22 protein-coding genes are annotated in these 23,481 nt (G+C 65.4%); 17 read left to right on the top strand and 5 right to left on the bottom strand.

From position 1 onward, the window contains the following. The first annotated feature begins 109 nt into the window (after positions 1 to 109). From Q2M23_RS16540 to Q2M23_RS16500, 9 genes are all read left to right on the top strand, one after another. The gene (locus Q2M23_RS16540; RefSeq protein WP_076826155.1) at positions 110 to 1,777 is read left to right on the top strand and encodes an amidohydrolase; all 1,668 of its coding nucleotides are present in this window, start codon (positions 110 to 112) and stop codon (positions 1,775 to 1,777) included. After that, positions 1,777 to 2,865 (top strand): CobW family GTP-binding protein, encoded by a 1,089-nt coding sequence (locus Q2M23_RS16535; protein ID WP_076826157.1) that lies wholly within the window; start codon positions 1,777 to 1,779, stop codon positions 2,863 to 2,865. Before Q2M23_RS16540 ends, Q2M23_RS16535 begins: the two co-directional genes overlap by 1 nt. A 42-nt stretch (positions 2,866 to 2,907) precedes the next feature. Beyond that, entirely contained in the window at positions 2,908 to 4,221 is a 1,314-nt protein-coding gene (locus Q2M23_RS16530; protein WP_310884971.1) for an ABC transporter substrate-binding protein, read from the top strand. Between the two features lies 1 nt (position 4,222). Then, the gene (locus tag Q2M23_RS16525; protein WP_076826160.1) at positions 4,223 to 4,954 is read left to right on the top strand and encodes an ABC transporter ATP-binding protein; all 732 of its coding nucleotides are present in this window, start codon (positions 4,223 to 4,225) and stop codon (positions 4,952 to 4,954) included. Continuing rightward, positions 4,941 to 5,639 (top strand): ABC transporter ATP-binding protein, encoded by a 699-nt coding sequence (locus tag Q2M23_RS16520; protein ID WP_028331396.1) that lies wholly within the window; start codon positions 4,941 to 4,943, stop codon positions 5,637 to 5,639. Before Q2M23_RS16525 ends, Q2M23_RS16520 begins: the two co-directional genes overlap by 14 nt. Before the next feature lie 16 nt (positions 5,640 to 5,655). After that, entirely contained in the window at positions 5,656 to 6,522 is an 867-nt protein-coding gene (locus Q2M23_RS16515; protein WP_057017060.1) for a branched-chain amino acid ABC transporter permease, read from the top strand. A gap of 5 nt (positions 6,523 to 6,527) precedes the next feature. After that, positions 6,528 to 7,547, top strand: a complete 1,020-nt coding sequence (locus Q2M23_RS16510) for a branched-chain amino acid ABC transporter permease (protein WP_316396152.1) — start codon at positions 6,528 to 6,530, stop codon at positions 7,545 to 7,547. Positions 7,548 to 7,615: 68 nt separating this feature from the next. Next, positions 7,616 to 9,628 (top strand): tyramine oxidase, encoded by a 2,013-nt coding sequence (locus tag Q2M23_RS16505; protein ID WP_316396151.1) that lies wholly within the window; start codon positions 7,616 to 7,618, stop codon positions 9,626 to 9,628. Continuing rightward, positions 9,625 to 9,945: a hypothetical protein gene (locus Q2M23_RS16500; RefSeq protein WP_316396150.1), complete on the top strand. Its 321-nt coding sequence runs from the start codon at positions 9,625 to 9,627 to the stop codon at positions 9,943 to 9,945. The genes Q2M23_RS16505 and Q2M23_RS16500 overlap by 4 nt, the downstream gene beginning before the upstream one ends. On the opposite strand, the gene Q2M23_RS16495 is transcribed toward Q2M23_RS16500, so the two are convergent. The 3 genes from Q2M23_RS16495 to Q2M23_RS16485 all read right to left on the bottom strand — a co-directional run bounded on the left by Q2M23_RS16495 (position 9,931) and on the right by Q2M23_RS16485 (position 13,327). After that, positions 9,931 to 11,283: an aminotransferase class III-fold pyridoxal phosphate-dependent enzyme gene (locus Q2M23_RS16495; protein WP_076826168.1), complete on the bottom strand. Its 1,353-nt coding sequence runs from the start codon at positions 11,281 to 11,283 to the stop codon at positions 9,931 to 9,933. The genes Q2M23_RS16500 and Q2M23_RS16495 overlap by 15 nt on opposite strands. Positions 11,284 to 11,402: 119 nt before the next feature. Beyond that, positions 11,403 to 12,068, bottom strand: coding sequence for an HAD family hydrolase (locus tag Q2M23_RS16490; RefSeq protein WP_253624073.1), 666 nt, complete (start codon positions 12,066 to 12,068; stop codon positions 11,403 to 11,405). Beyond that, positions 12,065 to 13,327, bottom strand: a complete 1,263-nt coding sequence (locus Q2M23_RS16485) for a Tm-1-like ATP-binding domain-containing protein (RefSeq protein ID WP_316396149.1) — start codon at positions 13,325 to 13,327, stop codon at positions 12,065 to 12,067. Before Q2M23_RS16485 ends, Q2M23_RS16490 begins: the two co-directional genes overlap by 4 nt. Positions 13,328 to 13,544: 217 nt before the next feature. Between Q2M23_RS16485 and Q2M23_RS16480 the strand changes: the two genes are divergently transcribed. The 5 genes from Q2M23_RS16480 to Q2M23_RS16460 all read left to right on the top strand — a co-directional run bounded on the left by Q2M23_RS16480 (position 13,545) and on the right by Q2M23_RS16460 (position 18,397). Beyond that, positions 13,545 to 15,029, top strand: a complete 1,485-nt coding sequence (locus Q2M23_RS16480) for an aldehyde dehydrogenase (protein WP_316396148.1) — start codon at positions 13,545 to 13,547, stop codon at positions 15,027 to 15,029. Then, complete coding sequence (locus Q2M23_RS16475; RefSeq protein ID WP_316396147.1) at positions 15,026 to 16,414, top strand: transaminase; 1,389 nt, start codon at positions 15,026 to 15,028, stop codon at positions 16,412 to 16,414. Before Q2M23_RS16480 ends, Q2M23_RS16475 begins: the two co-directional genes overlap by 4 nt. Further along, positions 16,414 to 17,211: an SDR family NAD(P)-dependent oxidoreductase gene (locus Q2M23_RS16470; protein ID WP_316396146.1), complete on the top strand. Its 798-nt coding sequence runs from the start codon at positions 16,414 to 16,416 to the stop codon at positions 17,209 to 17,211. The genes Q2M23_RS16475 and Q2M23_RS16470 overlap by 1 nt, the downstream gene beginning before the upstream one ends. 53 nt (positions 17,212 to 17,264) lie before the next feature. After that, complete coding sequence (locus Q2M23_RS16465; RefSeq protein WP_316396145.1) at positions 17,265 to 18,035, top strand: SDR family oxidoreductase; 771 nt, start codon at positions 17,265 to 17,267, stop codon at positions 18,033 to 18,035. Between the two features lie 98 nt (positions 18,036 to 18,133). Then, a complete protein-coding gene (locus Q2M23_RS16460) occupies positions 18,134 to 18,397 on the top strand; it encodes a hypothetical protein (RefSeq protein WP_018270873.1) in 264 nt (87 codons plus the stop codon). Between the two features lie 62 nt (positions 18,398 to 18,459). Here the strand turns inward: Q2M23_RS16460 and Q2M23_RS16455 are convergent, their stop codons facing one another. Next, positions 18,460 to 18,834 carry a hypothetical protein gene (locus Q2M23_RS16455; protein ID WP_141339930.1) on the bottom strand — a complete coding sequence of 125 codons (375 nt, stop codon included), beginning with the start codon at positions 18,832 to 18,834 and terminating at the stop codon, positions 18,460 to 18,462. 329 nt (positions 18,835 to 19,163) lie between these two features. Between Q2M23_RS16455 and Q2M23_RS16450 the strand changes: the two genes are divergently transcribed. Both Q2M23_RS16450 and Q2M23_RS16445 read left to right on the top strand, forming a co-directional pair. After that, positions 19,164 to 19,748, top strand: coding sequence for a DUF3617 family protein (locus Q2M23_RS16450; RefSeq protein ID WP_158074169.1), 585 nt, complete (start codon positions 19,164 to 19,166; stop codon positions 19,746 to 19,748). Between the two features lie 265 nt (positions 19,749 to 20,013). Then, positions 20,014 to 20,568: a DUF3617 domain-containing protein gene (locus Q2M23_RS16445; protein WP_229190224.1), complete on the top strand. Its 555-nt coding sequence runs from the start codon at positions 20,014 to 20,016 to the stop codon at positions 20,566 to 20,568. Between the two features lie 44 nt (positions 20,569 to 20,612). Here Q2M23_RS16445 and Q2M23_RS16440 read toward each other — a convergent pair whose 3' ends face one another. Further along, complete coding sequence (locus Q2M23_RS16440; RefSeq protein ID WP_316396143.1) at positions 20,613 to 21,053, bottom strand: hypothetical protein; 441 nt, start codon at positions 21,051 to 21,053, stop codon at positions 20,613 to 20,615. Positions 21,054 to 21,290: 237 nt separating this feature from the next. On the opposite strand from Q2M23_RS16440, the gene Q2M23_RS16435 reads away from it, so the two are divergent. Then, a partial coding sequence (locus Q2M23_RS16435) for a DUF5801 repeats-in-toxin domain-containing protein (protein ID WP_316396142.1) occupies positions 21,291 to 23,481 on the top strand: 2,191 nt, incomplete at its 3' end.

The raw sequence follows: 23,481 nt of genomic DNA, 5'->3' as shown, positions 1-23,481 counted from the left end.
ATGCCGAACGTTTGGCCATCATGCCGGCGTCGTGCGCGGTTCAGCCTTGTGCACCGCACGGTGAGAGGCTGATCGCTCCAGGCTTTCCCAATCGAGAAGTTTGATCTGTATGAACAGGACATTCGCCGACACGGTCTTCCGCAACGGCCGGATCTACACGTCGAACCGCGGGCAGCCCTGGGCAAGCTGCGCAGCCGTCAAGGCCGGCCGGTTCATCGCGGTGGGCGAGGAACGCGACGTCGCGGCGCTCATCGGCGAGGAAACGGCGACCGTCGATCTCGGCGGACGCATGGCGATGCCGGGGATCGTCGACATCCACAATCACATCATGATGGGTGGACAGGCCGATCTTTACGAGCTGCGCTTCTCCAACGCCGACAGCATTCCAAGGATCGCCGAAACCCTGCACAAGGCCGCGTCAGCGGCTGCGCCGGGCGCCTGGATCGTCGGCGGGCAGTTCGGCAATAATCTCCTGAACGAGATGAACACCGCGGAGTCCTGCGCGCTGCTGGACGCTGCCTGCCTCGGGCATCCCGTCGTATTGCGCGACGACACCTATCATAATCGCTGGGCGAGCTCGGCGGCGCTGCGGCTGGCCGGCGTTGCGGCCGACACGGCTGATCCGACCGACGGCGAAATCGGCCGCGACCTCAAGACCGGAACGCTGACCGGTATCATGATCGAGGCCGCCTCCGGCCTGGTCGAGCGGGCGCTCGCGGCCTCCGGCCACTACACGGCCGAGATGGACCGCGCGGCGGTGGCGCGCTCGATCTCGGTGCTGAACGCCTATGGCGTCACCGCCTTCATCGACGCTGCCAGCATGCAGCCGATCATGGCGGCGCTGAAGGGGCTCGACGACCGCGGCGAGCTGACCGCCTGGGCGGTGTGCGCGATGCCGGTGGTCGAGCCGGGCTTCATGTTCGGCAAGGCTGGCGAGGAGCTGTTCGCGCTGCGCGAGGATTACCGCGGTGCGCATGTGAAGCCCGATTATGTCAAGGTGTTCCTCGACGGCGTGCCGGGCGCCAAGACCGCGGCCTTTCACGAGCCGTATGTGGCCGACCCGGTGCGCGGCTGCTGCTTCCGCGGCTCCACCATGCTGACCGTGCCGGACCTGATCCGTTGGCTCGGGCGCTGCGAGAAGCTCGGCCTTGCCGCGAAGATCCATTGCGCGGGCGACGCCGCGGTGACGCAGGCGCTCGACGCCATCGATGTCGTGCGCAGCTTCAACGGCCCGACCCATCTGATCCATCAGATCGCGCATGCGAGCTATATCGCGCCCGACGATGTCAAGCGCTTCGCCGAGCTCGGCGTCGCCGCCGACCTGTCGCCGATCATCTGGTATCCGACCATCTTCCTCGAGGCGCACAAGGCCGCGATGGGCGAGGAGCGCGCGCAGCGCTTCTGGCCGAACAAGGATTTGAAGGAAGCCGGCGCACTGATGGCCGGCGGCTCGGACTGGCCGGTGATCCCGATCCCCGACCCCTGGCAGGGCATCGAGGGCATGGTGACGCGGCAGAATCCGACCGGAGATTTTCCGGGCAAGTCGCTGTGGGCGGAGCAGGCGCTCGACCTCAAAACCGTGATCGACATCTACACAATCGACGCCGCGCGCGCGGCCGGCCTCGGCCAGTCGATCGGCTCGATCGAGGTCGGCAAATCCGCCGACCTCATCGTGCTCGACCAGATGATCTTCGACATCCCGCCGGATCAACTGGCCGATACGCGGGTCGAGCTGACCTTCTTCGAGGGCCGCAAGGTTTACGAGCGGGGCTCGTGATGGGCACGGCGGATCAGATCCCGGTCACGGTGCTGACCGGTTTCCTCGGCAGCGGCAAGACCACGGTGCTGAACCATTTGCTGCGCCAGCCAGAGCTCAATGGCGTCGTCGCCATCATCAACGAGTTCGGCGAGGTGGCGTTGGATCACCTTTTGGTCGAGAGCAGCGAGGACCGCCTGGCGCTGCTCGACAATGGCTGCATCTGCTGCTCGGTGCGCGAGGACCTGATCGAGACGCTGGCCGACCTCGCATCGCGCCGCGCTGACGGCACGATCCCGCCATTCCACCGGGTGCTGGTCGAGACCACCGGGCTCGCCGATCCCGTGCCCGTGCTGCACACGCTGATGACGGCGTCCGATATCGTCGGCCGCTACCGGATCGACGGCGTGGTCGCGACCGTCGATGCGGTTAATGGTACGCACACTCTTGCGGCGCACAGCGAAGCCGTCAGGCAGATCGCCGTCGCCGACCGGCTGCTCGTGACCAAGACCGACCTTGCCGCCGATGATGCACTGGCGCGGCTCGATGCGCAGCTTGCGGCGATCAATCCGGTCGCAACGCGCTCACACGTGCGGAACGGGATCGTCGATCCGGCAAAAGTCCTCGATGCCGGGCTGTTCGATCCGGCGGCGCGCTCCGCTGATGTGGTGCGCTGGTTCGATCTGGCAGCGCAGGCGGCGAACACGCCGCACCATCACGGGGATCACCATTGCGACGGCGAGGCGTGCAGCCACCACAGTCACCACGCGCACGACACCGGCGTATCGTCCTACAGCCTGATCATCGACGAGCCGATCCAGCGGGAGGCGTTCGCGCGCTGGCTCGATTATGTCGCGGCGCTTAGAGGCGAGGACCTGCTGCGCTTCAAGGCGATCGTGCATGTCGCCGGGCAGCCCGACGCGCCCATGGTGGTGCACGGCGTGCAGCACGTGTTCCATCCGCCGATCGCGCTTGCCGGCTGGCCGTCGGCGGACCGGCGCTCGCGGCTCGTCTTCATCGTGCGCGGCATCCCGCGCCAGATCATCGAAAACACCTTGTGCAAATTCGCCGCGGTGAGCCGTGCGGCGATCCAGCGATCTGCTGCGTGAGCCGCGGTCAGGCATTTTCATTGGTTGTGGAGGGAGAGGGACATGACTGAGACAAAGAACAATACGGCATCCGGCCGGCTCAATCGGCGCACGCTCTTGAAAGCGGCCGGTGCCACCGGTCTGGCATCGGCGATGAACGTGCCGCTGGTCAATGTCGCGCGGGCTGCCGGCAACACCATCAAGATCGGCTGGGTCGGCTGCCTCTCCGGCGTCCGCGCGCAGTTCGCCGAGCCCGATCCCTGGATCCATGAGCGCATCAAGGCGCGGCTGAAGGATGGTCTGAAGATCGGCGGCAAGACCTATCAGGTCGAGCTGGTGTTCAAGGACAATCAATCCGATCCGAACCGCTCGTCGGTGATCGCGAGCGAGCTGGTGCTGCGTGAGAAGTGCGACCTGATCCTGATCGAGGACGGCGACGCCCAGCCGCCGGTGCAGGAGCTCGCCGACGCCCGCGGCATTCCCACCATCTCGACCATGGTGCCGTGGCAGGGCTGGATGTTCCCGCGCAAGTCGACGCCGGACAAGGGTTTTCCCTACAGCTACCATTTCTTCTGGGGCGCCGACGACGTTGCGAAAAATTTCTTGGGCATGTGGCAGTCGGTCGACACCAACAAGAAGGTCGGCACGCTCTACATCGACAACCCGCCGGGCCAGGCGTTCTCCGATCCGAAGCTCGGCCTGCCGGCGGGCATCTCGGGAGCGGGCTATCAGGAGTTCTCGGCCGGCAAATTCCAGATCGCGACCGACGACTTCACCAACCAGATCGCGCTGTTCAAGAACAACGGCGTCGACATCGTCTCCGGCTTCACCTTCAGCAATCACTGGGTGACGCTGTGGAATCAGGCGGCGCAGGCCGGTTTCAAGCCGCAGATCTGCACGGTGGCGGCGGCCTTCCTGTTCCCGGCTGCGGTGAATGCGCTCGGCGATCGCGGCGACGGCATGTCGACCGAGGTGTGGTGGACGCCGGCCTATCCGTTCAAGTCCTCGCTGACCGGGCAGAGCGCTGGCGAGCTCGCCGCGGAGTGGGAGAAGACGACAGGCAAGCAGTGGACCCAGCCGATCGGCTACGCCCATGCGCTGTGGGAGGTCGGGCTCGCGGCGTTGCAGAACAGCGATCCCAAGGACAAGAACTCATTGCGAGATGCGATCGCCGGCCTCGACATGGAGACCGTGGTCGGCCGGGTCAAGTTCAAGGACAGCCCGATCAAGAACGTCGCGGTGACCTCGCTGTCGGGCGGGCAATGGCGCAAGGCCAAGGGCGGCAAGTCGAAATACGAGCTCCTGATCGTGCACAACGGAACGGCACCGTTCATCCCGAAGCAGGCCGATCTCCAGCTGCTCTCCAAGCTGGCCTGAGATGGCACCGCTTCTGCGCGTCAGCGGGCTGTCCAAGCGCTTCGGCGAGATCGTGGTCGCCGACAATGTCAGCTTCGCGCTGGCGCGCGGCGAGTGCCTCGGCGTGATCGGCCCGAACGGCGCCGGCAAGAGTTCGCTGCTCAACCTGATCGTCGGCCTGCTCACGGCCGACGGCGGCTCGATCATGCTCGACGACAGGGAGATATCAGGCCTGCCGCCGCACCGCCGGGCGCGGATGGGGCTCGGGCGAGCGTTCCAGATTCCGCAGCCGTTCCCGCATCTGTCGGTCTATGAGAACGCGCTGGTCGCGGCATCCTACGGCGCCGGCCTCACCGGCGAGGCGGCATCGAGCTGGACCATGGAGGTGCTGCAGCGCACCGGGCTCGACGCCAAGGCGGACAAGCTCGCCGGCGCATTGCCGCTGATCGACCGCAAGCGGCTGGAATTCGCCAAGGCGCTGGCCTCGAAGCCGAAACTGATCCTGCTCGACGAGATCGCGGCCGGTCTCACGGAGCCCGAGGTCGAGCGCCTCGTTGCCATCATCCAGTCGGTGAAGGCCGACCATGCCACGATCTGGATCGAGCACATTCCGCACGCGCTGCGCGCGGTGTCGGATCGCATCCTGGTGCTCGACTTCGGCCGCAAGGTGCTGGAGGGACCGCCGGCCGAGGTCATGGACAGCGCCGTGGTGCGCGAGATCTACATGGGATTGAAGGCCGATGGCGTTGCTTGATGTGAACGGCCTGCAAATCTTCTACGGCGATCTGCAAGCCGTGTTCGACATGAACTTCACCGTCGCGGACGGCGAGGCGGTGGCGCTGGTCGGCGCCAACGGCGCCGGCAAGTCGACGTTCCTGAAGGCGCTGGTCGGTCTCAACGAGGAGCGGCGCGGGGCCGTGCAGTTCGACGGCATCGATATCTCGCAGATGCCGGCGGAAGAGGTGTCGCGGCTCGGCCTCATCATGGTGCCCGAGGGCCGCCTGCTGTTCGACTCGCTGACGATCGAGGAGAACCTCTTGATGGGCAGCGTCAACCGGCGCAAAGGCAGCTGGACCCTGCGGCGGGTGTTCGACCTGTTCCCGATTCTCGAGGAGCGGCGGCGGATGTTTCCCGGCCAGCTCTCCGGCGGCCAGCAGCAAATGGCGGCGATCGGCCGCGCGCTGATGTCGAACCCGCGGCTCCTGCTGTGCGACGAGATCTCGCTCGGGCTCGCGCCGGTCGTGGTCGAGCAGATCTACCGCTCCTTTGCCGACATCCGCCGCGAGGGCACCGCGGTCGTGCTGGTCGAGCAGGACGTCAAGCGTGCGCTCGCGACCTCGGAGCGGATCTATTGCCTGTTGAAGGGGCGGGTGTCGCTGACCGGCCCGGCGCAAGGGTTGCAGCCGGAGCAGCTAACGCACGCCTATTTCGGTAACTAGCCAGGATTGGCACGACATGATCTGGGTTGAGACATTGATCAACGGGGCTCTGCTCGGCGGGCTCTATGGGCTGCTCGGCATCGGGCTCGCGCTGGTGTTCGGCGTGATGCGCGTCGTCAATATCGCCCATGGCGAGTTCATGGTGCTGAGCGCGTTCTGCGCCGTGCTGCTGGCCAACCTGTTTCCGCAGGTCTCGCCCCTCTTGATGCTGATCCCAGTGATCGCGCTGTCCTTTGCGGTCGGATGGCTCTACCAGGCCGCCATCGTCAACCGGGTGGTGACCTCGCCCGATCCGCTATCGCCGCTGCTGCTGACCTTCGGCGTTTCTGTCATTCTGCGCAACGTGATGGTCGAGGTGTTCGGCGCCGACGTGCGCAGCCTCCAGGTCGGCGAGCTCTCGCGCGCCAGCCTCGAGATCGCGGGCCTCAATATCGGCATCATGCCGCTGCTGACACTGGTGCTGGCCGCGCTGCTGTTCATGGCGCTGCAGCTCGTGTTGCGTCATACCGAGTTCGGCCGGATCGTGCGCGCCACCGCCGACCGCCGCGATATCGTCCGGCTGTCCGGCGTCAAGCCGGACCGGGTCTATAACTATGTCATGGGCCTGTCGCTCGCGCTCGGCGCGATCGGCGGCGTGCTGCTGGCGGTGCGTTCGAGCTTCACGCCGTTCTCGGGCGCCGAGCGGCTTCTGATCGCGTTCGAGGTCGTGGTGCTCGGCGGGCTCGGCTCGTTCTGGGGCGCGCTGCTCGGCGGCATCGCGCTCGGCATGGCGCAATTGATCGGGCTGAAAATCGATCCGAATGCCGGGCTGCTCTATGCGCACCTCCTGTTCTTCATCATGCTGCTGATCCGCCCGTCGGGTCTCGTGTCGAGCAGGGTGTGATGCCGATGCCGACACGTACCATTCTTGCGGCCTCTGCCATCGTGCTCGTCGCGGTGATTGCCGGCGCGCCCTTCGTGCTGAACGAGGGATTCCTGCGGCTCGCGACCGAGTGCCTGCTCTTGCTGACGATGGCGCAGATGTGGAACCTGCTGGCGGGTTATGCCGGGCTGGTCTCGCTTGGCCACCAGGTCTTCATCGCCTTCGGCGCTTATGCGCTGTTCCTGACCTCGGGCTGGCTCGAGGTTACGCCGATCTGGGTGCTGCCGGTCGCGCCGCTGGTGGCGGGCGCCGTTGCAGCGATCATCGCCGTTCCGCTGTTTCGGCTTCGCGACGCCTATTTCTCGATTGCGATCTGGGTGTTCGCCGAGATCATCGGCGCGTTTACGATGAAGTCGCAGGCCGTCGGCGGCACGTCGGGCGTGCCGCTCGCGACCAGCAAGCTGATCGATTTCGACTGGTTCGAGCCGACGATGTTCTGGCTCGCCGGCGGCCTGACGCTCGTGACCATCGCGGCGCTGTACAGAATGATGACGTCGAGCTTCGGGCTCGGGCTGATGAGCGTGCGCGACAATGATCTTGCCGCGATGAGCGTCGGCGTTGACGTCCGGCACAATCGTTTCGTCGCCTTCGTGCTCTCGGCGGCGGGATGTGGGCTTGCCGGCGCGCTCAGCTTCATGGGCAATCTGTTCATCGCGCCGCTGGCGGCCTTCGACGTCAACTGGTCCGTCTACATGATGTTTATCGTGATCATCGGCGGTATTGGAACGCTGGAAGGCCCGATCCTCGGCGTCATCATCTTCTTCGGCCTGCGCGAGCTGATGACCGGACCGCTCGGCCTATCCGGCGGCTGGTATCTGGTGGGGCTCGGCATCATCGCCGTCGTGGTGATGATCGTGGCGCCGCGCGGCCTCTGGCCGGCCTTGCGCGATCGCATCGGCGTGCGGCTGCTCGATGTACACCGCGCCGCGCCATGCCCGGCCGCCGCCGCGATCCTGCCGGCGGCGTCGGAACAGGTTACCGGATGAAGAAGCGGGCCTTCACGTCGCCACCGTTGCTTGTATTCTGACAGTTCTGGCTTTGAGTGGAGGGCGGAATGGCTCTGATTTTCAGGCATGGCGTGTGGGCAGTGGCCAGTCTGATGGTCGCGACATTGGCGGCGCCGCTGCCGGCGCAGGCCGAGCGGCGGATGTGGCCGCAGGCGGCCGCAACGCACCCGATGGACGGGCTCACCACCGACGAAATCCGCTCGGTCTCCGATATCCTGCGCGGCGCCGGCAAGCTCGACGATTCGGCGCGGGTCGTCTCGATGTCGGTCGAGGAGGATCCCAAGGACGAGGTACGGGCGTGGAAGCCCGGACAGCCCTTCACGCGGCGGGCCAGCGCGACGCTGCTGAGCGGCGCGCATCTCTACGAGGCCCATGTCGATCTCGCCGCGCGCAGCCTGCTCGGCTGGCAGGGAGTCAGGGATCACGAGGCTGCGCTGACCATCGATGAGCTGATCTCCGCCGGCGACCTGCCGAAGCAGGACCCGCGCTGGATCGCCGCGATGGCCAAGCGCGGCATCACCGATTTCCGCAACGTCATGTGTCTGCCGCTGACGGTCGGTCCGGTGAGCGACCCGGTCCTGAAAGGCCGCCGCCTGCTCAACGTTCCCTGTGTCGACACCACGGGCGCCGCCAACAATCTCTGGGGCAAGCCGATCGAGAACCTGTTCGCTCAGGTCGATCTCAAGAGCAAAACGGTGCTGTCGGTGACCGATCTCGGCGTGGTGCCGCCACCGCCGCAGACGCCCTCGCACGCCTATGCCGACTCCGGAACATATCGCAAGCCACCGAAGCCGATCGAAATCACCGCGCCTGAAGGCAGCAACGTGAAGGTGGAGGGCGGCCAGGTCCACTGGGACAACTGGTTGTTCCATGTCCGTCTCGAGCCGCGCGTCGGCGCCGTGCTGTCGCTGATCCGCTACGACGACCACGGCACGCTTCGCGACATCGCCTACCAGATTTCGGCGAGCGAGATGTTCGTGCCCTATATGGATCCGGCGCCGACCTGGTCGTTCCGCGCCTATATGGACATCGGTGAGTATGGCTTTGGCGTGCTCTCCAGCGAATTGCAGCGCGGCGCGGATTGTCCCGAAGGCGCGCATTATCTCGACCTGACGATCTCGGATACCAAGGGTGCGCCGGTCGTTTCCAAGGGCGCGGTCTGCATCTTCGAGCGCCCGACCGGCGATCCGATCTGGCGCCACAGCGAGCTGATCAACAACACCGCCGACGTGCGGCCGAACAACGAGCTGGTGGTGCGGATGGCGCCGGTGGTCGGCAATTACGACTATCTGGTGGACTACGTGTTCGACCGTGCCGGCAATATCGATGTGCGGCTCGGTGCCTACGGCATCGATGCGACCAAGGGCGTCGCGAGCAAGACACTGAGCGACCCGACGGCGGCGCAAGATACCGCCTTTGGGACGCTGGTCGACGAACGGCTGCTCGCGGTCAATCACGATCACTACATGACGTTCCGGATCGACATGGACGTCGACGGCACCTCGAACCGGCTGGTCGAGGATCGCTTCAATGTCCGCAGGCTGGAGCAGGGTCAGCGCAAGAGCCTCTGGCAGGTCGACACCAGGCCGGTTGCGACCGAAGGGCCGATCACCATGCCGCTGAACGCGGCACAGTTCAGGATCGAGAGCACAGGCAAGACCAACAGCCGCGGCTATCGCACGAGCTATCAGCTGATGCCCGGTCACTCCGACGTCTCGCTGCTCGCCAAGGACGATCCGATCCAGCTGCGCGCGGGTTTCAGCGCCTACACGCTATGGACCTCGGCCTACGCCAAGGACGAGCGCTACGCCGCGGGCATGTATCCGAACGGAAACCCCGAGGTCGACGGCCTGCCGAAATGGACGGCGGCGAAGCGGTCGATCGAGGACCGCGACCTCGTGCTGTGGTACACGGTCGGCTTCCGCCACGTGCCGCGCGCCGAGGATTGGCCGGTTATGCCCGGCCTGTGGCATGGCTTCCGGCTGCGTCCGTTCAACTTCTTCGATCGCAATCCCGCGCTCGACGTGCCGCCGATGGTGAATGCCAGGGAGACGAAATGAGCGGCCGCGCGCATCGCATCGGAGCGGTGGCCGGCGCGCTGCTGGCGCTATTGGCGACCGGACCGGTCGCGCGTGGCGTGGCGGCTGAAAGCAGCGTTGACGATGCGTCCTTGCTCTATCTGAGCAGCAACGATTGGGAGCGCCAATCCGAGCCGCGCAAGGTCGCGCTGGCGGCCGATTTCATGCGCATCTTCTGCACCGACCAGAGTATGTCGGCCGCGTCGCTGGCCGATTGCCTCGACCGCGGCGACAAGGCGGATGGCGCGCTGTTTGAGCGCGCCATGGCTTGCGTCAGCGTGCTGTCAACCGGCCGCTGAGAGGCCGGCGTCGATTCCTTCGGCGATCCGCCGCACGTCGGCCGACGTCAGGATCAGGGGCGGGGACAGGATCAGGTTGTTGCCGGAGACGCGCAGCATCACCCCGGCCTCGTAGGCCGCATCGGCGACCTTCGCCATCGTCTTCTTGTCGGCGGCCTTCTTGCTGTCGCGATCGGCGACCAGCTCGAGTGCGGCCATCAAACCCTTGCCTCTGACGTCGCCGACCAGCGCGTGCTTCGCCTTGAGCGCGGCAAGTGCCCGCGCAAGGTCCTCGCCGCGTGCGGCGGCATTCTCGTCCAGCTTGAGGCGGCGGGTCTCGGCGAGCGCCGCAAGGCCCGCGGCGCAGCCGACCGGATGGCCGGAATAGGTGTAGCCGTGGCCGATCGAGCCGAACGTGGTCGTGTCGGCCTCGAAAGCTTCCGCAACCTGCTCGCCGATCAGCGTCGCGCCGAGTGGGAAATAGCCCGAGGTGATCGCCTTGGCCATCGTCATCATGTCGGGTTTCACGCCCCAGAGCCGCGAACCCGACCATGCGCCGGTGCGCCCGAAACCGGTGACGACCTCGTCCGCGATCATCAGGATGCCGTGACGGTTGCAGATCTCACGGGCCAGCTTCATGAAGCTGTCCGGCGGCACGATCACGCCGCCGGCCCCGAGCACCGGCTCCATGATGAGGGCCGCGATGGTGTCGGCGCCCTGGAACGCGATCTCCTCTTCCATCGTCGCCCCGCACAGCTGCGCGAGTTTTGCGGGATCGGTCTCGTTGAAGGGATTGCGATAGGTCGACGGCGCGGGGATATGGAACACGCCGGGCAGCATCGGCTCGTAGTTGCGGCGGAAATTGGCGTTGCCGTTGACGGAGGCACCGCCGAAATGGGTGCCGTGATAGCCCTTCTTCAACGCCAGGAACTTGGTGCGATCAGCCTGGCCCTTGATCTTCCAGTATTGCCGCGCGAGCCGCAGCGCGGTCTCGACTGAGTCCGATCCGCCCGAGGTGAAGAAAGCGCGCACCATGCCTTCCGGCTTGAACCATTCGGTGAGCTCGTAGGCGAGCTCGATCGAGGGGCCGGATGAGGTGCCGCGGAAGCCCGAATAATACGGCAGCGCGCTGAGCTGGTCCGCGATCGCCTGCTTGATCGGATCGCAGCTGTAGCCGAGATTGACATTCCACAATCCACCGACCGCATCGATCACGGTCTTGCCGTCGATATCGGTGACTTCGACGCCTTCGCCCTTCATCACGATCCGCGGCGGCTGCGCCCGCATCTCGGCGGGATGAGCCATCGGGTGCCAGATCGGCTTGGCGTTGTTCTCAACCAGGAAGTTTCTGTCGCGCATGATCGTTCCCTGTCCGGTTGGAGCCTTTTTCGTTCCGATGGAATCGGGACCGAGCTCCAGATTCTGGTCTTGACGCGTTTTCTTCACGCGAACCGGTACCCGCTTCGCTCGAAAACGCTTTAGTCGAATTGCAGCCCGAAATGCCGCAGCGCCTCGCTGTAGGACGTGGCAGGATTGCGCACATCGAACAGCACCGTGCGCATGTTGCATGCGGCGGCGCCTGCGATGTTGCGGCGCTGGTCGTCGACGAAGACGCAATTGTCTGCCTCCAGCGCCAGTTCGTCCAGCACGCTTTGATAGGCGCGAGGGTCGGGTTTCAGGATTCCGGTATGCGTGGCATCGACGATGGTGTCGAAGCGCTTGAGGATGGAGAGGCGGCTGCGGAAATCGGCGCCGTAGAACAGGTCGAGCTCGTTCGAGAGGATGGCGAGCCGGTACCCGGCATCGGCGGCGAGGGTGATTGCGCGCGCTGCCTCGGGGCGGATCACGGTGTCGGGATCGGCGCCGCGCGCGCGTTTCACAAAGGTCTCCATGTCGCGCCAGTCCTCGCCGACCAAGCGCCCGACCTCGCGGCTGCGGGTCAGCCAGTAGTCGCGTTCCGAAATCTCGCCGAGCTGCATGCTCGTCCAGAGCGGATCGCTGTCGGGCGCGAACGGTCCGAGCCATTTCAGTGTGCAGGGGGCGAGTCCGAGCGTGCGCTCGGTCAGGTCGTGGGTCTCGAACAATGTCTTCGAGATTACCCCGCCGAAGTCGAGCACCAGCGCCTGGGCAAGCGGCCTCCTCATGCGGCAGCCGTGGTGCGGCCGCGAGGGACAATGCCGGCAGCGACCCATCGGTCGAAGATGCCGAGCACCGTTTCGTTGAATGCGGCGCTGTTGATGTGATCCTTGATCTCGTGCAGCTCGACCGGCGCCTGGATCGCCGATCGCATGGCGTCGACGAAGGCGGCGAGGGCGTCGGGATCGTGCAACGCTTCGCCTTCGCGATCCCATTGCTGGATGCCGCCGGCGGGCAGCACGAAGGCAACGGGAGCGTTGGCCTGGGACAGTTTCCCGGCAATCGCGCGGGCGATCCGTTGGCGATCGGTGGATCCCGACGTTGCCGACGCAAGCAGCCGATTATGCGCGTGGAATGGACGATCCGACAGCTCGTTCGGAACCCCAAGCCATGCCGGGAAGTCGACCATGTCGATCGCCCCGGGCGCGACGATCTGTGGAATGCCGGCTCTGCCCGCATTCTCCAGCCTGTCAGCGCCGGAATTGACCACCGAGCCCGTGAGCTGGTTGGCGACCTCCTGCAGGCTGAGGTCCAGCACCGCGACAAAGCCACCTTGCGCGGCGATCGATTCCATCGCGCGGCCGCCCATGCCGGTGGTGTGGAAGACGACCACCTCGTAGCCGCGCCGTTCGAGCTGTGGCTTGAGCTCGACCATGTAGCGCAGGCAGCTCTTGCCGAGCGAGGTGATCGCAACGACCGGCCGGTCCTTGCGCGGCCTGATTGCGCTTCTGGCGGCGCCGACGATCGCGCCGCAGGCTTGCGACAGCACGGCGGTGCAGGTGCCGTTGAGGCCGTAGAGACCGCCGGCCCACAGGATCATCATCAGATCGGCGGCGACGCGCTCGGGCGGGATCAGATGTGAGAAGGCGACGGTCGAGACGATCAGCTTCGGCAGGCCGAGCGGCAGCGCCTGCGCGACGTCGAGCGCAAGGTCGGTGCCCATCGTGCCACCGATCGCGATCACGCCGTCGATGGTATCGCGCTCCGCGAGCGCGCGCGCCAGATTGGCGGCGCCGACCGCCATCAGTGAGATCGCGGAATTCTCGTCGCCGCTCGATGCGATCGCCTCGATCGTGGTCTGTGCGGCGGCCGCCACCGCGTGCTTGTCATGTGCCGCCTGGTACGGCGGATCGCCGAGCACGCTGATGTCCATCATGATGGTTCGGCCACCGGCGCGGGCGATGCACTCGCTCATGAACAGCAGTTCGTCGGCCTTGGTGTCTCCCGTTCCGATCAGGAGAATGCGGGGCTGCGTCATCTCAGGCATGACCTTCGGCTCGCCGGCAGGCGTAAGGGATGGTGACAACCGGTTTGGATAACGCAGGCGGAGCGCTCGGCCATCGTGCGATCACGCTATGGGGGCGCGCCTTGCCGTGACATCCACCTATCGGTTGATTGCTGCCAAAGCCTTGATTTGGCGAGGATTGCGCGGTGCCAGCGGTCTCGCTCGGAAGCCGCCTTTGTCATCATCATAATTGTCTCGCATGCAGCAAGCCCAGATCGATCGACTACGCGTGGCCGTCATTCCGGCTCAGCAGCTCTTCATCGGCGGCCGGCCGGCGCCGGCGATCAGCGAGGCGCGGCTTGATGTCGTGTCGCCGATCGACGGCAAGGTATTGACCAGCATAGCTGACGGCGACGTGGCCGATGTCGACGCCGCGGTCAGACATGCGCGGCAGGCCTTCGAGCAGGGCAGCTGGTCGCGCGCGGCGCCGGCGCAGCGCAAGAAGGTGTTGCTGCGGTTCGCCGATCTCATCGAGCGGCACGCGCTCGAGATTGCGGTGCTCGGCGTGCGCGACAACGGCACCGAGATCAGCATGGCCTACAAGGCCGAGCCGCTCTCGGCCGCCGGCACCATCCGGTACTACGCCGAGGCGATCGACAAGGTCTATGGCGAGATCGCGCCGACCTCAGGCGATGTGCTCGGGCTCGTGCATCGCGAGCCGCTTGGTGTCGTCGGCGTGATCGTGCCGTGGAATTTCCCGCTGATGATCGGAGCGTGGAAGATCGGCCCGGCGCTCGCCGCCGGAAATTCGGTCGTGGTCAAGCCGCCGGAGCTGGCGTCGCTGACGCTGCTGCGGCTTGCCGAGCTCGCGACCGAGGCGGGGTTGCCGGACGGCGTGCTCAACGTCGTCACCGGCCGCGGCGCAACGGCCGGCGAAGCGCTCGCGCTGCACATGGATGTCGATGTGCTTGCCTTCACCGGCTCGGGTGCGGTGGGCCGGCGTCTCCTGGAATGCTCGGCGCGATCGAACTTGAAGCGCGTTCATCTCGAGCTTGGCGGCAAGTCGCCCAACGTCGTGTTCGCCGATGTGCCCGACATCAAGCATGCGGCCAAGGTCTCCGCGAGCGGGATCTTCCGAAACTCCGGCCAGGTCTGCGTGGCCGGATCGCGGCTCTTGGTGCAGTCCTCGATCTATGATCGCTTCATGGCCGAGCTGCGCGACGCCACCACAAAACTAACGGTCGGTGATCCCCTCGAACTGACCTCGGATATCGGCGCCATCGCGAGCAAGGCGCAGTTGCGCAAGAACCTGGATGCCGTTGCCCGCGCGGAAGCGCAGGGCGCGACGCGGCTGATCGGCGGCGAGCAGATCCGCGTCGAGAGCGGCGGCAATTTCATGGCGCCCGCGATCCTCACCGACGTGACGCCGTCGATGCAGGTCTGGCGCGATGAGGTGTTCGGCCCGGTGCTGGCAGTGACGCGGTTCGAGGGCGAGGAAGATGCCACAGCGCTCGCCAATGCGACCCCCTATGGACTTGCGTCGGCGGTGTGGACCGCAAGTCTGTCGACGGCGCATCGTATGGTGCGCGCCATCAAGGCCGGCGTCGTGCACGTCAACGCCTATGGCGGCGCCGACATCACGGTGCCGCTCGGCGGCTTCAAGCAATCCGGCTTCGGACGCGACAAGTCGCTGCACGCCCTCGACGCCTATACCGACCTCAAGACCGCCTGGATCGCGCTATGACAGCTGCAACTGCCGAACGCACGGGCGTTCTGAACCGATTGCTCGATGCCGAGCAGGAGCGCTTTCGCGCGCTGCACCCGCGCTCGGCCGCGGCCTGGCAGGAGGGAAGGCAGCATTATCTTTATGGCGGCCCGTCGCACTGGATGCGGCGCTGGGCCGGCGGCTTCCCGGTTTATGCCGAGGAGGCGCAGGGCGCGCATATCCGGGACATCGACGGCCGCGACTACATCGATTTCTGCCTTGGCGACACCGGCGGCATGTGTGGGCACGCGCCCGAGGCGGTGACCGAGGCGGCGCTCGCTCAGCTCAAGCGTGGCGCGACCATGATGCTGCCGACGGAAGACAGTATCTGGGTCGGCGCTGAGCTGTCGCGGCGCTTCGGCCCGAAATACTGGACGCTGACGACGTCGGCGACCGACGCCAACCGTGCCGCGATCCGCATCTCGCGTATGATCACCGGCCGGCGCAAGGTGCTGGTGTTCTCCGGCTGCTATCATGGCGGCGTCGAGGAGGCGCATATCGAGATCCGCGACGGCCGGGTCGGCCTGCGCAACATGATCCATCCCAACGGCATCGATCATGATGCGGTGAGCAGGGTCGTCGAGTTCAACGATGTCGCGGGCCTTGAGGCGGCACTTGCCCATGGCGACGTCGCCTGCGTGCTGACCGAGCCGCTGATGACAAATTTCGGCATGATCCCGGTCGATCCCGGTTTTCACCAAGCGTTGCGGGAGCTGACGCGCCGCGCCGGCACCGTCCTCATTATCGACGAGACCCACACGCTGTCCTGCGGGCCGGGTGGCTACACGAAGAGCCATGGACTCGAGCCCGACATCTTCGTCGCGGGCAAGGCGATCGCGGGCGGCATCCCTGCCGGCGTATTCGGTCTCAGCCAGGAGATCGCCGAGCGGCTCTGGAAACTCGTTCCCCACGTCAATCCGCGCGAGCGGCAGTCGGCGCATCTTGGATTCGGCGGCACGCTTGCCGGCAACGCGCTGACGGTCGCGACCATGCGCGCGGTGCTGGAGAAGGTGCTGACCTCTGCGAATTACGAGCGGATGATCGGAACCGCGACCTGGCTTGCGCAGGAAGCGCGCCGGCTGATCGCGGCGGCCGGTCTGCCCTGGCACGTCACGCAGATCGGCGCGCGCGCCGAGATCATGTTCATGCCGCAGCCGCCACGCAGCGGCGCCGACGTCATTGCTGGCCGGCAACCCGATCTCGAGACCCTGCTGCATGCGTTCTACATCAACGAGGGCATTCTGGTGACCCCGTTCCACACCATGCTGCTGATGTGTCCGGCGACGTCCGCGCGCGACGTCGACACACACACGGCGGTGTTGGCGCGGTTCATCGACTTGCTGCGCGGCGCAGGAGCGATCTGATGCAGGTGCCTCCGTTCAATCTTGACGGCCGCATCGCCATCGTCACCGGCGGGGGCAGGGGGATCGGCGCCGCCATCGTGAGACGGCTCGCGGAGGCCGGCGCGACCGTGGTGATCGCCAACCGGACGCTTGATGTGGCCGAGGCGTTGGCGCGCGAATTGACGGCCGATGGACGGGCGGCCTATTGCGTCCCGTTCGACCGGCTGGACCGCAGTAGCTTGCGCGCGACGGTCGATCGCGTCGCTGCTCAATATGGCCGGCTCGATATCGTCGTGCACAATGCCGGCGGCTGTCCGTGGTCATCGCTTGAAGAGCTTGACGAAGCCAAACTTGAGGACACGCTGGCGCTTAACCTCAACGCCAGCATCTGGCTCGCGCAGGCCGCAATTCCGCACATGCGTGCCGTCAGGTTCGGGCGCATCCTCGTGACGTCCTCGGTCTCCGCGCGCGTCGCGATGGGCGGCGGCGCGCATTACTCGGCGGCGAAAGCCGGCGCCAACGCATTCATCCGCGGCGCCGCCTTCGAGCTCGCGCGCGACGGCATCACGGTCAACGGCGTCGAGGCCGGCTTCATCGAAAAGCCCGGCCGCGGCACCATGAGCGCGCCGGAGAACAAGGCGAAGCTCGAGCGCTTCATTCCGATGGGGCACATGGGCCGCGCCGACGACATCGCCTGCGCGATGCTCTATCTCGCCTCTACCGAGGCCAAATACGTCACCGGGCAGACCATCGTCGTCGACGGCGGCTCGACGCTGCCGGAGACCGGATTCGCCGTCGAACGGCAATGGGGAGTCTAGATGAGCATGATCTTCTCGGAAAACCGGTTTCCACTCTTCCGGATCATCCCCTGATGCCGCGGCTCGACGGAAAGACGGCGATGGTGACCGGCGCAGCCACGGGAATCGGCCGGGCGACTGCGGCCCTGCTGGCGTTGAGCGGCGCGCGCGTCGTGCTGTTCGGGCTCGGTGAGGCAGAGCTCCAGACCGCCGCGGCGGAGTGCGGAGGGCAGGCGGTCCATGGCGACGTCACGCGTCCGGACGACATCGCCAACGCCGTCGCCGCCTGCGGGGCGTGGCTCGACATCGTGGTCAACGCCGCAGGTCTGATCGTGCCGGATCAGCCCGCCAGCGTCTCCGACGAGGTCTGGGTCAGGACGCTCGATGTCAACCTCACGGGGACCATGCGGGTCTGCCGGGCATCGCTGCCGCTGCTCCGGCAGCGCGGCGGCGCGATCGTGAACGTCGCCTCGGTTGCCGCGTTCAATGCCAGCCCGGACAGCGCAAGCTACGCCGCCAGCAAGGCGGCCGTCGTCGCCTATACGCGCTCGCTGGCCTACGCGCACGGCGCCGACGGCATCCGCGCCAATGCGGTGGCGCCGGGCTGGGTGCGCACGCCGATGAGCGCCCATGAAATGCAGCTGCTTGCGGACCAGAACGGCACCACTGTCGATGCCGAGATTCGCGGCGTCGAACGACGCATTGCCCTGGGACGGATGGCCAAGCCCGCCGAGATCGCCGCGTGCTGCCTGTTCCTGGCCTCCGACGAGGCGTCCTTCGTGACCGGCGCGGTGCTGGTCGCCGATGGCGGCGGCCGCGCGCCGACGCAGAATCGCGCGGTGTAGGCGGCCGGTTGGCGTCTCGGGGCAGGCGGCCGCCACCTTGATAACGACCGGCGGATTTGGCACTCTCGCGCGGTCACGTCATTCGATCGAGGGGCGTTATGAACAAGTCATTTTCCGTGATCATTGCCGCGGCCGCTTCAATCGTCGTTCTGTCTTCGACGGCGGCGCGATGCGGCGACTACTATCCGTTTGGCGATCCGCCGTACCGGCTGGACTACGTGCAAGAGCCCCAGATCGTATCGGGCTGCTGGAAATGGAATTGGCAGCTGTACCAGTGGCAGGACTACTGCCCGGTCTACGTCAATCCGAAGGCATATATGTTCTCGCGCTCGTCGCGCGCCGTGCTCCGCACCAAGGGGTGAGGAGAGTTCGGCTGCTTGAGGTGCTCTGCGTCGCGCCCGTTGCAGCGACGCAGAGCGCGCACTCATGAATGCGCGATGGTGCACGCCACCTGGTGGCGCTTGCCGAAGTTGAGCAGCGCGTTTTCCCGGAAGCCGTCCAGCCAGACGCCGCGGCCCGCATAGCGATAGCCGACGCCCATCGGAACGTGCCGCACATGGATGCCGCCACGGCCGGTGAGCAGGGAGGCCGTGACCACTTCGCCCTCGACCGACACAGCGCGCGGGCACAGCGGATATTGATGGCCGTTCTCGCAGGTGAAGACGATCTCGGTGCAGGTGCCGACCGGTGCTTTTGTGACCAGGCCAAGGTCCGCTGCCGCCGCCGGCCCGGAGCTGCCGAACGACGTTGCACCCAACGCCAAAATGCCTGCGACCGTGTAGCCAAACCGAATACGCATCAGTGCCCCCTCGTCCAGCGATAGGCTAAGTAATTGAAGAAAATATCTCGCGCTAAATGAGCAAAAAAAACCTCTGAGGTCAAACCTCTCTGCCCAATGCGGTGCGGGGGAGATCGGCCGGCGCCATCGCGAATGGCGTGTCAGGTGTTGCAAGTTTGCTGCAGTAAGTCTGAATTCGGCTGCAAGCTGCCCGGTAGCGTTAATGCGCCTTTACTGGCCACAATTCGCCCTGCAAGTGGTGTGATGTATTGAGTCGTGTTCCGGAGATTGCTTCAATGCGCTGACCGGATCGCATCACGAACGCATTCGGACGGACATCGGGGGTGGGAATGGACTTCCGTGGTGGCATTGCACGTTCGCTACTGACCCTGATGATTGTCTCATTGCCTGCGCTGGCAGCTCATGCACAGACTCAGGCTCCTCAACCGGCGAACGGCCGGGCAGCGGCGGCGCAGCCGGCTCAGGGCGATCAAGCCTTTTCTGGCCCGAGCTTCCGCAAAGGTCTGTGGCGCTTCGTGCGAACGCTCGATGTGGTCAGGACGGCCAACAAGAACTTCAAGTATCGGATGGTCAACGCGGAGACGACGCGCTGCGTCGACCCGACCCACGCCATGAAGGCGACCTTTGCCTCGGGATCGATCGGAAGCTGCGTCTCGGACAAGCCGGAGAAGGTCGGTAATCAATACACCTTCGGACACCGCTGCGATTACATGGGGACGGTCAGCACCGTCATCACCGTGCGCAGCGACGAGGCCTATACCGAGCTGAACGAGATCAGCACCGGAGAGCATCCCCGGACCGACACGGTCGTCGCGACAAGGATCGGCGACTGCGACGACGGTAGCGCGGCCAAGATTGAGGCCAAGTCCGAGGCCAAGACTGACAAGTCCGCTGCGGCGGCTTTGCAGCACTAGCTGGCAATCAAACGGCAGTGGCGGCGGACGAGGCGTCCATTTGTCCCCGACGACGCAGCGCTGCGCTTCCTTTCGCGCCGAAGCTGCCTCGGCCTGAAGCAACCGGGCATTCACCGTGTTTGGCGCAAGAGCTCGTGAGAGCGTCGAGGAAAGGCCAAGCATTTACGGGGTCTTAACACGAAATGCTCCTGAATGATGTGAGGTTGGACGTGCTTCAAGCGAAGTCACGCGATCCGCGTCATTCGGCCGGTTAGGGATTCAATAAATGACATCGCGTGAGGGCTTCGCCCCGTCGAAGATCTTCGCATCCGCGCTTGGCGTCGTGACCGCGCTTTCCGTGTTCGTGCTCGCCTCCCCGAGCGCCATGGCGGAGGAGGGATTCAGCGGGCCGACCTTCCGAAAGGGAATGTGGCGCTTCGTGCGGACGCTGGAAATCGCCACGTCCTCGAACGTCCGGCAAACGCTGCTCGAGCGCGAAATGACGCGCTGTGTCGATCCAACCCAGGCGATGAAGGCGACCTTCTCATCTCCGTCCGTTGGAAATTGCCACTCTTCGCGGCCTGAGAAGATCAACAACAAATACGTCTTCTCCAACCGCTGCGACTATCTCGGGCCGGTCAGCACCGTCATCACGGTTCTCAGCGACGAGGCCTATACCGAGGTCAACAAGACCAATGTTGGTCAGGCGCCGCGGACCGACCGGGTGGTTGCCCGCCGAATCAGCGATTGCCACGAGGATAGAGCTTCGCTCAGGCAGCCGGCCTCCGCACCGAGCGAGGTGTCGTTGCAGCTGGACGAAGCCGAGGGCGAGCCGCTGTAAGGCGATTGGTCGGCGCGCGGGCCTCAGATCGCCGGCAACACCCATCAGATCTTCTGCTGCCCGCCTGGTGCACTCACCTTGACGGTGATCTTCTGAATTTCGGTTCGACCGCCCTGGTACTTGACCTCGATGGTCAGCGCGTCATCGCCGAGAAATTCCGGCGGCGCCTTGTAGAAGGCGACATAGGCCGGCACCTCGAGCGCCAAACAGGCCTTGTAATTGGTGGCCTTCGCCTTCGCCGACTTCACCACAACCTTTCCGGCAGCCGGCGCGGCGACCAGGCGGATGGTCGGCAGCGGGCCCGACGTGCAATCAGGTAACACGTTGAGATAGAGGCCAATCTGGGTGTCCCGGTTGGCCAGGGCGCGAACCTGGCGCTCGATCGTGGTCTCCTGGGGGACAGGTTGTGCGGGGGCTTGCGCGGCCGCCGCGCCGAAACATCCCCAAATCAGGACAGCGGCACACGCCTGAAGAATCACCCGCATCGACTGCTGCTCCAAATCGCCGGGAAGGACGAACGGGGCCGGGGAAATACTGCCTTTGGCCAAGTTAATCCGGCTAAGCCGTTGTTCTTTCAGCTTCGACCTGTCCGATCTTTACCACACTTCCACGGAAAGCATTGATTAACCAAATACATTTCTTGACCGCGGGGAGGGTTAACAATAGCCTAAAACTAAATTTTTCTACAACTTTTCCTCTAATCGCATTTTGCGGAGTTGATAATGCAGGGTTCGTTTCAGGTCGCTCAGGCAACCGGCACCGGCAATTCCACCAATTCGGCTCCCGTACGAATTTACAAGCTGACCAAGCCGCTGACCGATCAGGCGGTGGTCGTCAATCTTGGATACGACCAGAAGGTGAAGGTCGACTTTTCGTCGATCGCCAATGAAAAGATCACGCTGGTTCACGTCGGCGAAAAGCTGATCATCCTGTTCGACAACCAGTCGACCGTCACGGTTGAGCCGTTCTTCGACTCCCGTGCGGATGGACTGAAGAATGTCACGATCGAGATGGCGCCGGGGCGCGAGGTCTCGGTCCAGGAGTTCGCGACCCTTTTTCCGATCAGCACGGACGCCTCCGTGTTGCCGGCGGCCGACAATGGCGGCAACTCGAACGGCAACGCGCAGGCGAGCGGCGCGAATTTCAGTCCGTTCGCGATTGATCCGTTAGCTCCTGTGCCGACCAACGTGTTGGCGCCGCAGGAAGAGTTGCCGAACCTCGTGACCCCTGTGCCGCCGACCGGCTTCGTGCTGGGCATTGCTCCGCCTCCGACCATTTCCGGCAACCCCCTGTCGGCGCTGATTGTCGACGAGAGCTTCCTGACCGCGGCCACCAACCATGGTGTCGCCGGTTCGGGGCTCGGACCCGCAGGGGCAACGGTCGCGTCTGTGCAGGTGTCGTTCAACGTCACGGTACCGGGCGGCCAGCAGTCGCTGACCTATGCGCTGTCGGTCACGACCCCGAACGAAGATTCCGGTCTGATCGATTCGGCGACCGGTCAGCACGTTCTGCTGACGGTCAACGCGGCCGGCGTCGTGGAAGGGCGCACGGCGATCAGTGGCGATCTGGTCCTCACGGTCTCCGTTGACACCGCGGGTCATGTGACGCTGACCGATCTGCGCGCGGTTCATGAGGCAACACCGGGCAACTTCAATGAAGGGATCACGCTGGCATCGGGTCTGATCACGCTGACCGCCACCGTGACTGACAACAACAATCAGTCGGCAAGCGCGAGCGTCGATGTCGGCTCGCATCTGACGATCCTTGACGATGGTCCGGCGATCACGATGACGGCAACGGCGCCGGCGGATGCGCTGGTGGTTGACGAGACCAACCTGGCGATCAACGCGTCGGCGAACTTTGCCGACAACTTCACGGTGACCAGCAGCTATGGCGCGGACGGTGCGGGCACGACGGCGTCGGCCTACACGCTCGGCATCAAGTCGGCGGGCGTGGACTCCGGGCTGATCGACGTTGCGACCGGCCAGCATGTCTATCTGTATGTCAACGGCAACGTGGTCGAGGGTCGGGTTGGCGCCGGCGGGGCTGCGGATCCGGCGGGCGTGATCGACTTCACGGTGAGCGTGAGCGCGGCCGGCGTTGTGACGTTGGATCAGGTGCACGCGCTGCAGCATCCCAACGCGGCCAATCCGGACGACGTGGTGACGCTGTCGGCAACCGACCTGATCACGCTGACGCGGACCGACACCATCACGGATCGCGACGGTGACACGACTTCGGGCTCGGCCAGCATCAACATCGGCCAGGCGCTGTCGTTCCACGACGACGGTCCGACGCTGGGAACGCCGACGGCAGCGGTTGCAGGTCAGCTGACGCTGGACGAGACCAACCTGACGGGAGCGCCGATCAGCACCAGCGCCAACTTTGCCGGCAACTTCGACGGCGGCACGCCGCATTACGGCACCGACGGTCCGGGGCATGTCGACTATGCGCTGGCGCTGTCGGCCAACGGCACCGGCTCGGGGCTGTATGCGCTGGATCCGGCCGACGTCACGGCGGGCGACGGCGACGGCATCGGGCAGGGCAGCCAGATCCTGCTGTACCAGCTTGCGGACGGCTCGATCGCCGGCAAGGTCGGCGCGGCGGCGGACGGCAGCGGCGGCACGCTGTACTTCACGATCAGCGTGGCGGCGAACGGCGACGTGACGTTCACCCAGGACAAGAACATCTGGCACAGCAACACCGGCAACAATGACGAGCTGGCGAGCCTGACGACGGCGGCGAACACGCTGCTGCTGAACCAGACGGTGACCGACGCCGACGGCGATCACGTCACCAAGGGCATCGACCTCGGCAGCGGGGTGTTTGCGATCCACGACGACGGTCCGACGCTGGGAACGCCGACGGCAGCGGTTGCAGGTCAGCTGACGCTGGACGAGACCAACCTGACGG

It is taken from the genome of Bradyrhizobium sp. 33ap4, assembly GCF_032654765.1.
GTDB classification, from domain to species: Bacteria; Pseudomonadota; Alphaproteobacteria; order Rhizobiales; family Xanthobacteraceae; genus Bradyrhizobium; species Bradyrhizobium australafricanum.
This window is presented reverse-complemented; position numbering and strand designations above follow the sequence as displayed.

Bases quoted from the DNA above. Each gene is read 5' to 3' on its own strand.
- Q2M23_RS16540 (WP_076826155.1), top strand. From the start codon at position 110: ATGAACAGGACATTCGCCGACACGGTCTTCCGCAACGGCCGGATCTAC.
- Q2M23_RS16535 (WP_076826157.1), top strand. From the start codon at position 1,777: ATGGGCACGGCGGATCAGATCCCGGTCACGGTGCTGACCGGTTTCCTC.
- Q2M23_RS16530 (WP_310884971.1), top strand. From the start codon at position 2,908: ATGACTGAGACAAAGAACAATACGGCATCCGGCCGGCTCAATCGGCGC.
- Q2M23_RS16525 (WP_076826160.1), top strand. From the start codon at position 4,223: ATGGCACCGCTTCTGCGCGTCAGCGGGCTGTCCAAGCGCTTCGGCGAG.
- Q2M23_RS16520 (WP_028331396.1), top strand. From the start codon at position 4,941: ATGGCGTTGCTTGATGTGAACGGCCTGCAAATCTTCTACGGCGATCTG.
- Q2M23_RS16515 (WP_057017060.1), top strand. From the start codon at position 5,656: ATGATCTGGGTTGAGACATTGATCAACGGGGCTCTGCTCGGCGGGCTC.
- Q2M23_RS16510 (WP_316396152.1), top strand. From the start codon at position 6,528: ATGCCGACACGTACCATTCTTGCGGCCTCTGCCATCGTGCTCGTCGCG.
- Q2M23_RS16505 (WP_316396151.1), top strand. From the start codon at position 7,616: ATGGCTCTGATTTTCAGGCATGGCGTGTGGGCAGTGGCCAGTCTGATG.
- Q2M23_RS16500 (WP_316396150.1), top strand. From the start codon at position 9,625: ATGAGCGGCCGCGCGCATCGCATCGGAGCGGTGGCCGGCGCGCTGCTG.
- Q2M23_RS16495 (WP_076826168.1), bottom strand. From the start codon at position 11,283: ATGCGCGACAGAAACTTCCTGGTTGAGAACAACGCCAAGCCGATCTGG.
- Q2M23_RS16490 (WP_253624073.1), bottom strand. From the start codon at position 12,068: ATGAGGAGGCCGCTTGCCCAGGCGCTGGTGCTCGACTTCGGCGGGGTA.
- Q2M23_RS16485 (WP_316396149.1), bottom strand. From the start codon at position 13,327: ATGCCTGAGATGACGCAGCCCCGCATTCTCCTGATCGGAACGGGAGAC.
- Q2M23_RS16480 (WP_316396148.1), top strand. From the start codon at position 13,545: ATGCAGCAAGCCCAGATCGATCGACTACGCGTGGCCGTCATTCCGGCT.
- Q2M23_RS16475 (WP_316396147.1), top strand. From the start codon at position 15,026: ATGACAGCTGCAACTGCCGAACGCACGGGCGTTCTGAACCGATTGCTC.
- Q2M23_RS16470 (WP_316396146.1), top strand. From the start codon at position 16,414: ATGCAGGTGCCTCCGTTCAATCTTGACGGCCGCATCGCCATCGTCACC.
- Q2M23_RS16465 (WP_316396145.1), top strand. From the start codon at position 17,265: ATGCCGCGGCTCGACGGAAAGACGGCGATGGTGACCGGCGCAGCCACG.
- Q2M23_RS16460 (WP_018270873.1), top strand. From the start codon at position 18,134: ATGAACAAGTCATTTTCCGTGATCATTGCCGCGGCCGCTTCAATCGTC.
- Q2M23_RS16455 (WP_141339930.1), bottom strand. From the start codon at position 18,834: ATGCGTATTCGGTTTGGCTACACGGTCGCAGGCATTTTGGCGTTGGGT.
- Q2M23_RS16450 (WP_158074169.1), top strand. From the start codon at position 19,164: ATGGACTTCCGTGGTGGCATTGCACGTTCGCTACTGACCCTGATGATT.
- Q2M23_RS16445 (WP_229190224.1), top strand. From the start codon at position 20,014: ATGACATCGCGTGAGGGCTTCGCCCCGTCGAAGATCTTCGCATCCGCG.
- Q2M23_RS16440 (WP_316396143.1), bottom strand. From the start codon at position 21,053: ATGCGGGTGATTCTTCAGGCGTGTGCCGCTGTCCTGATTTGGGGATGT.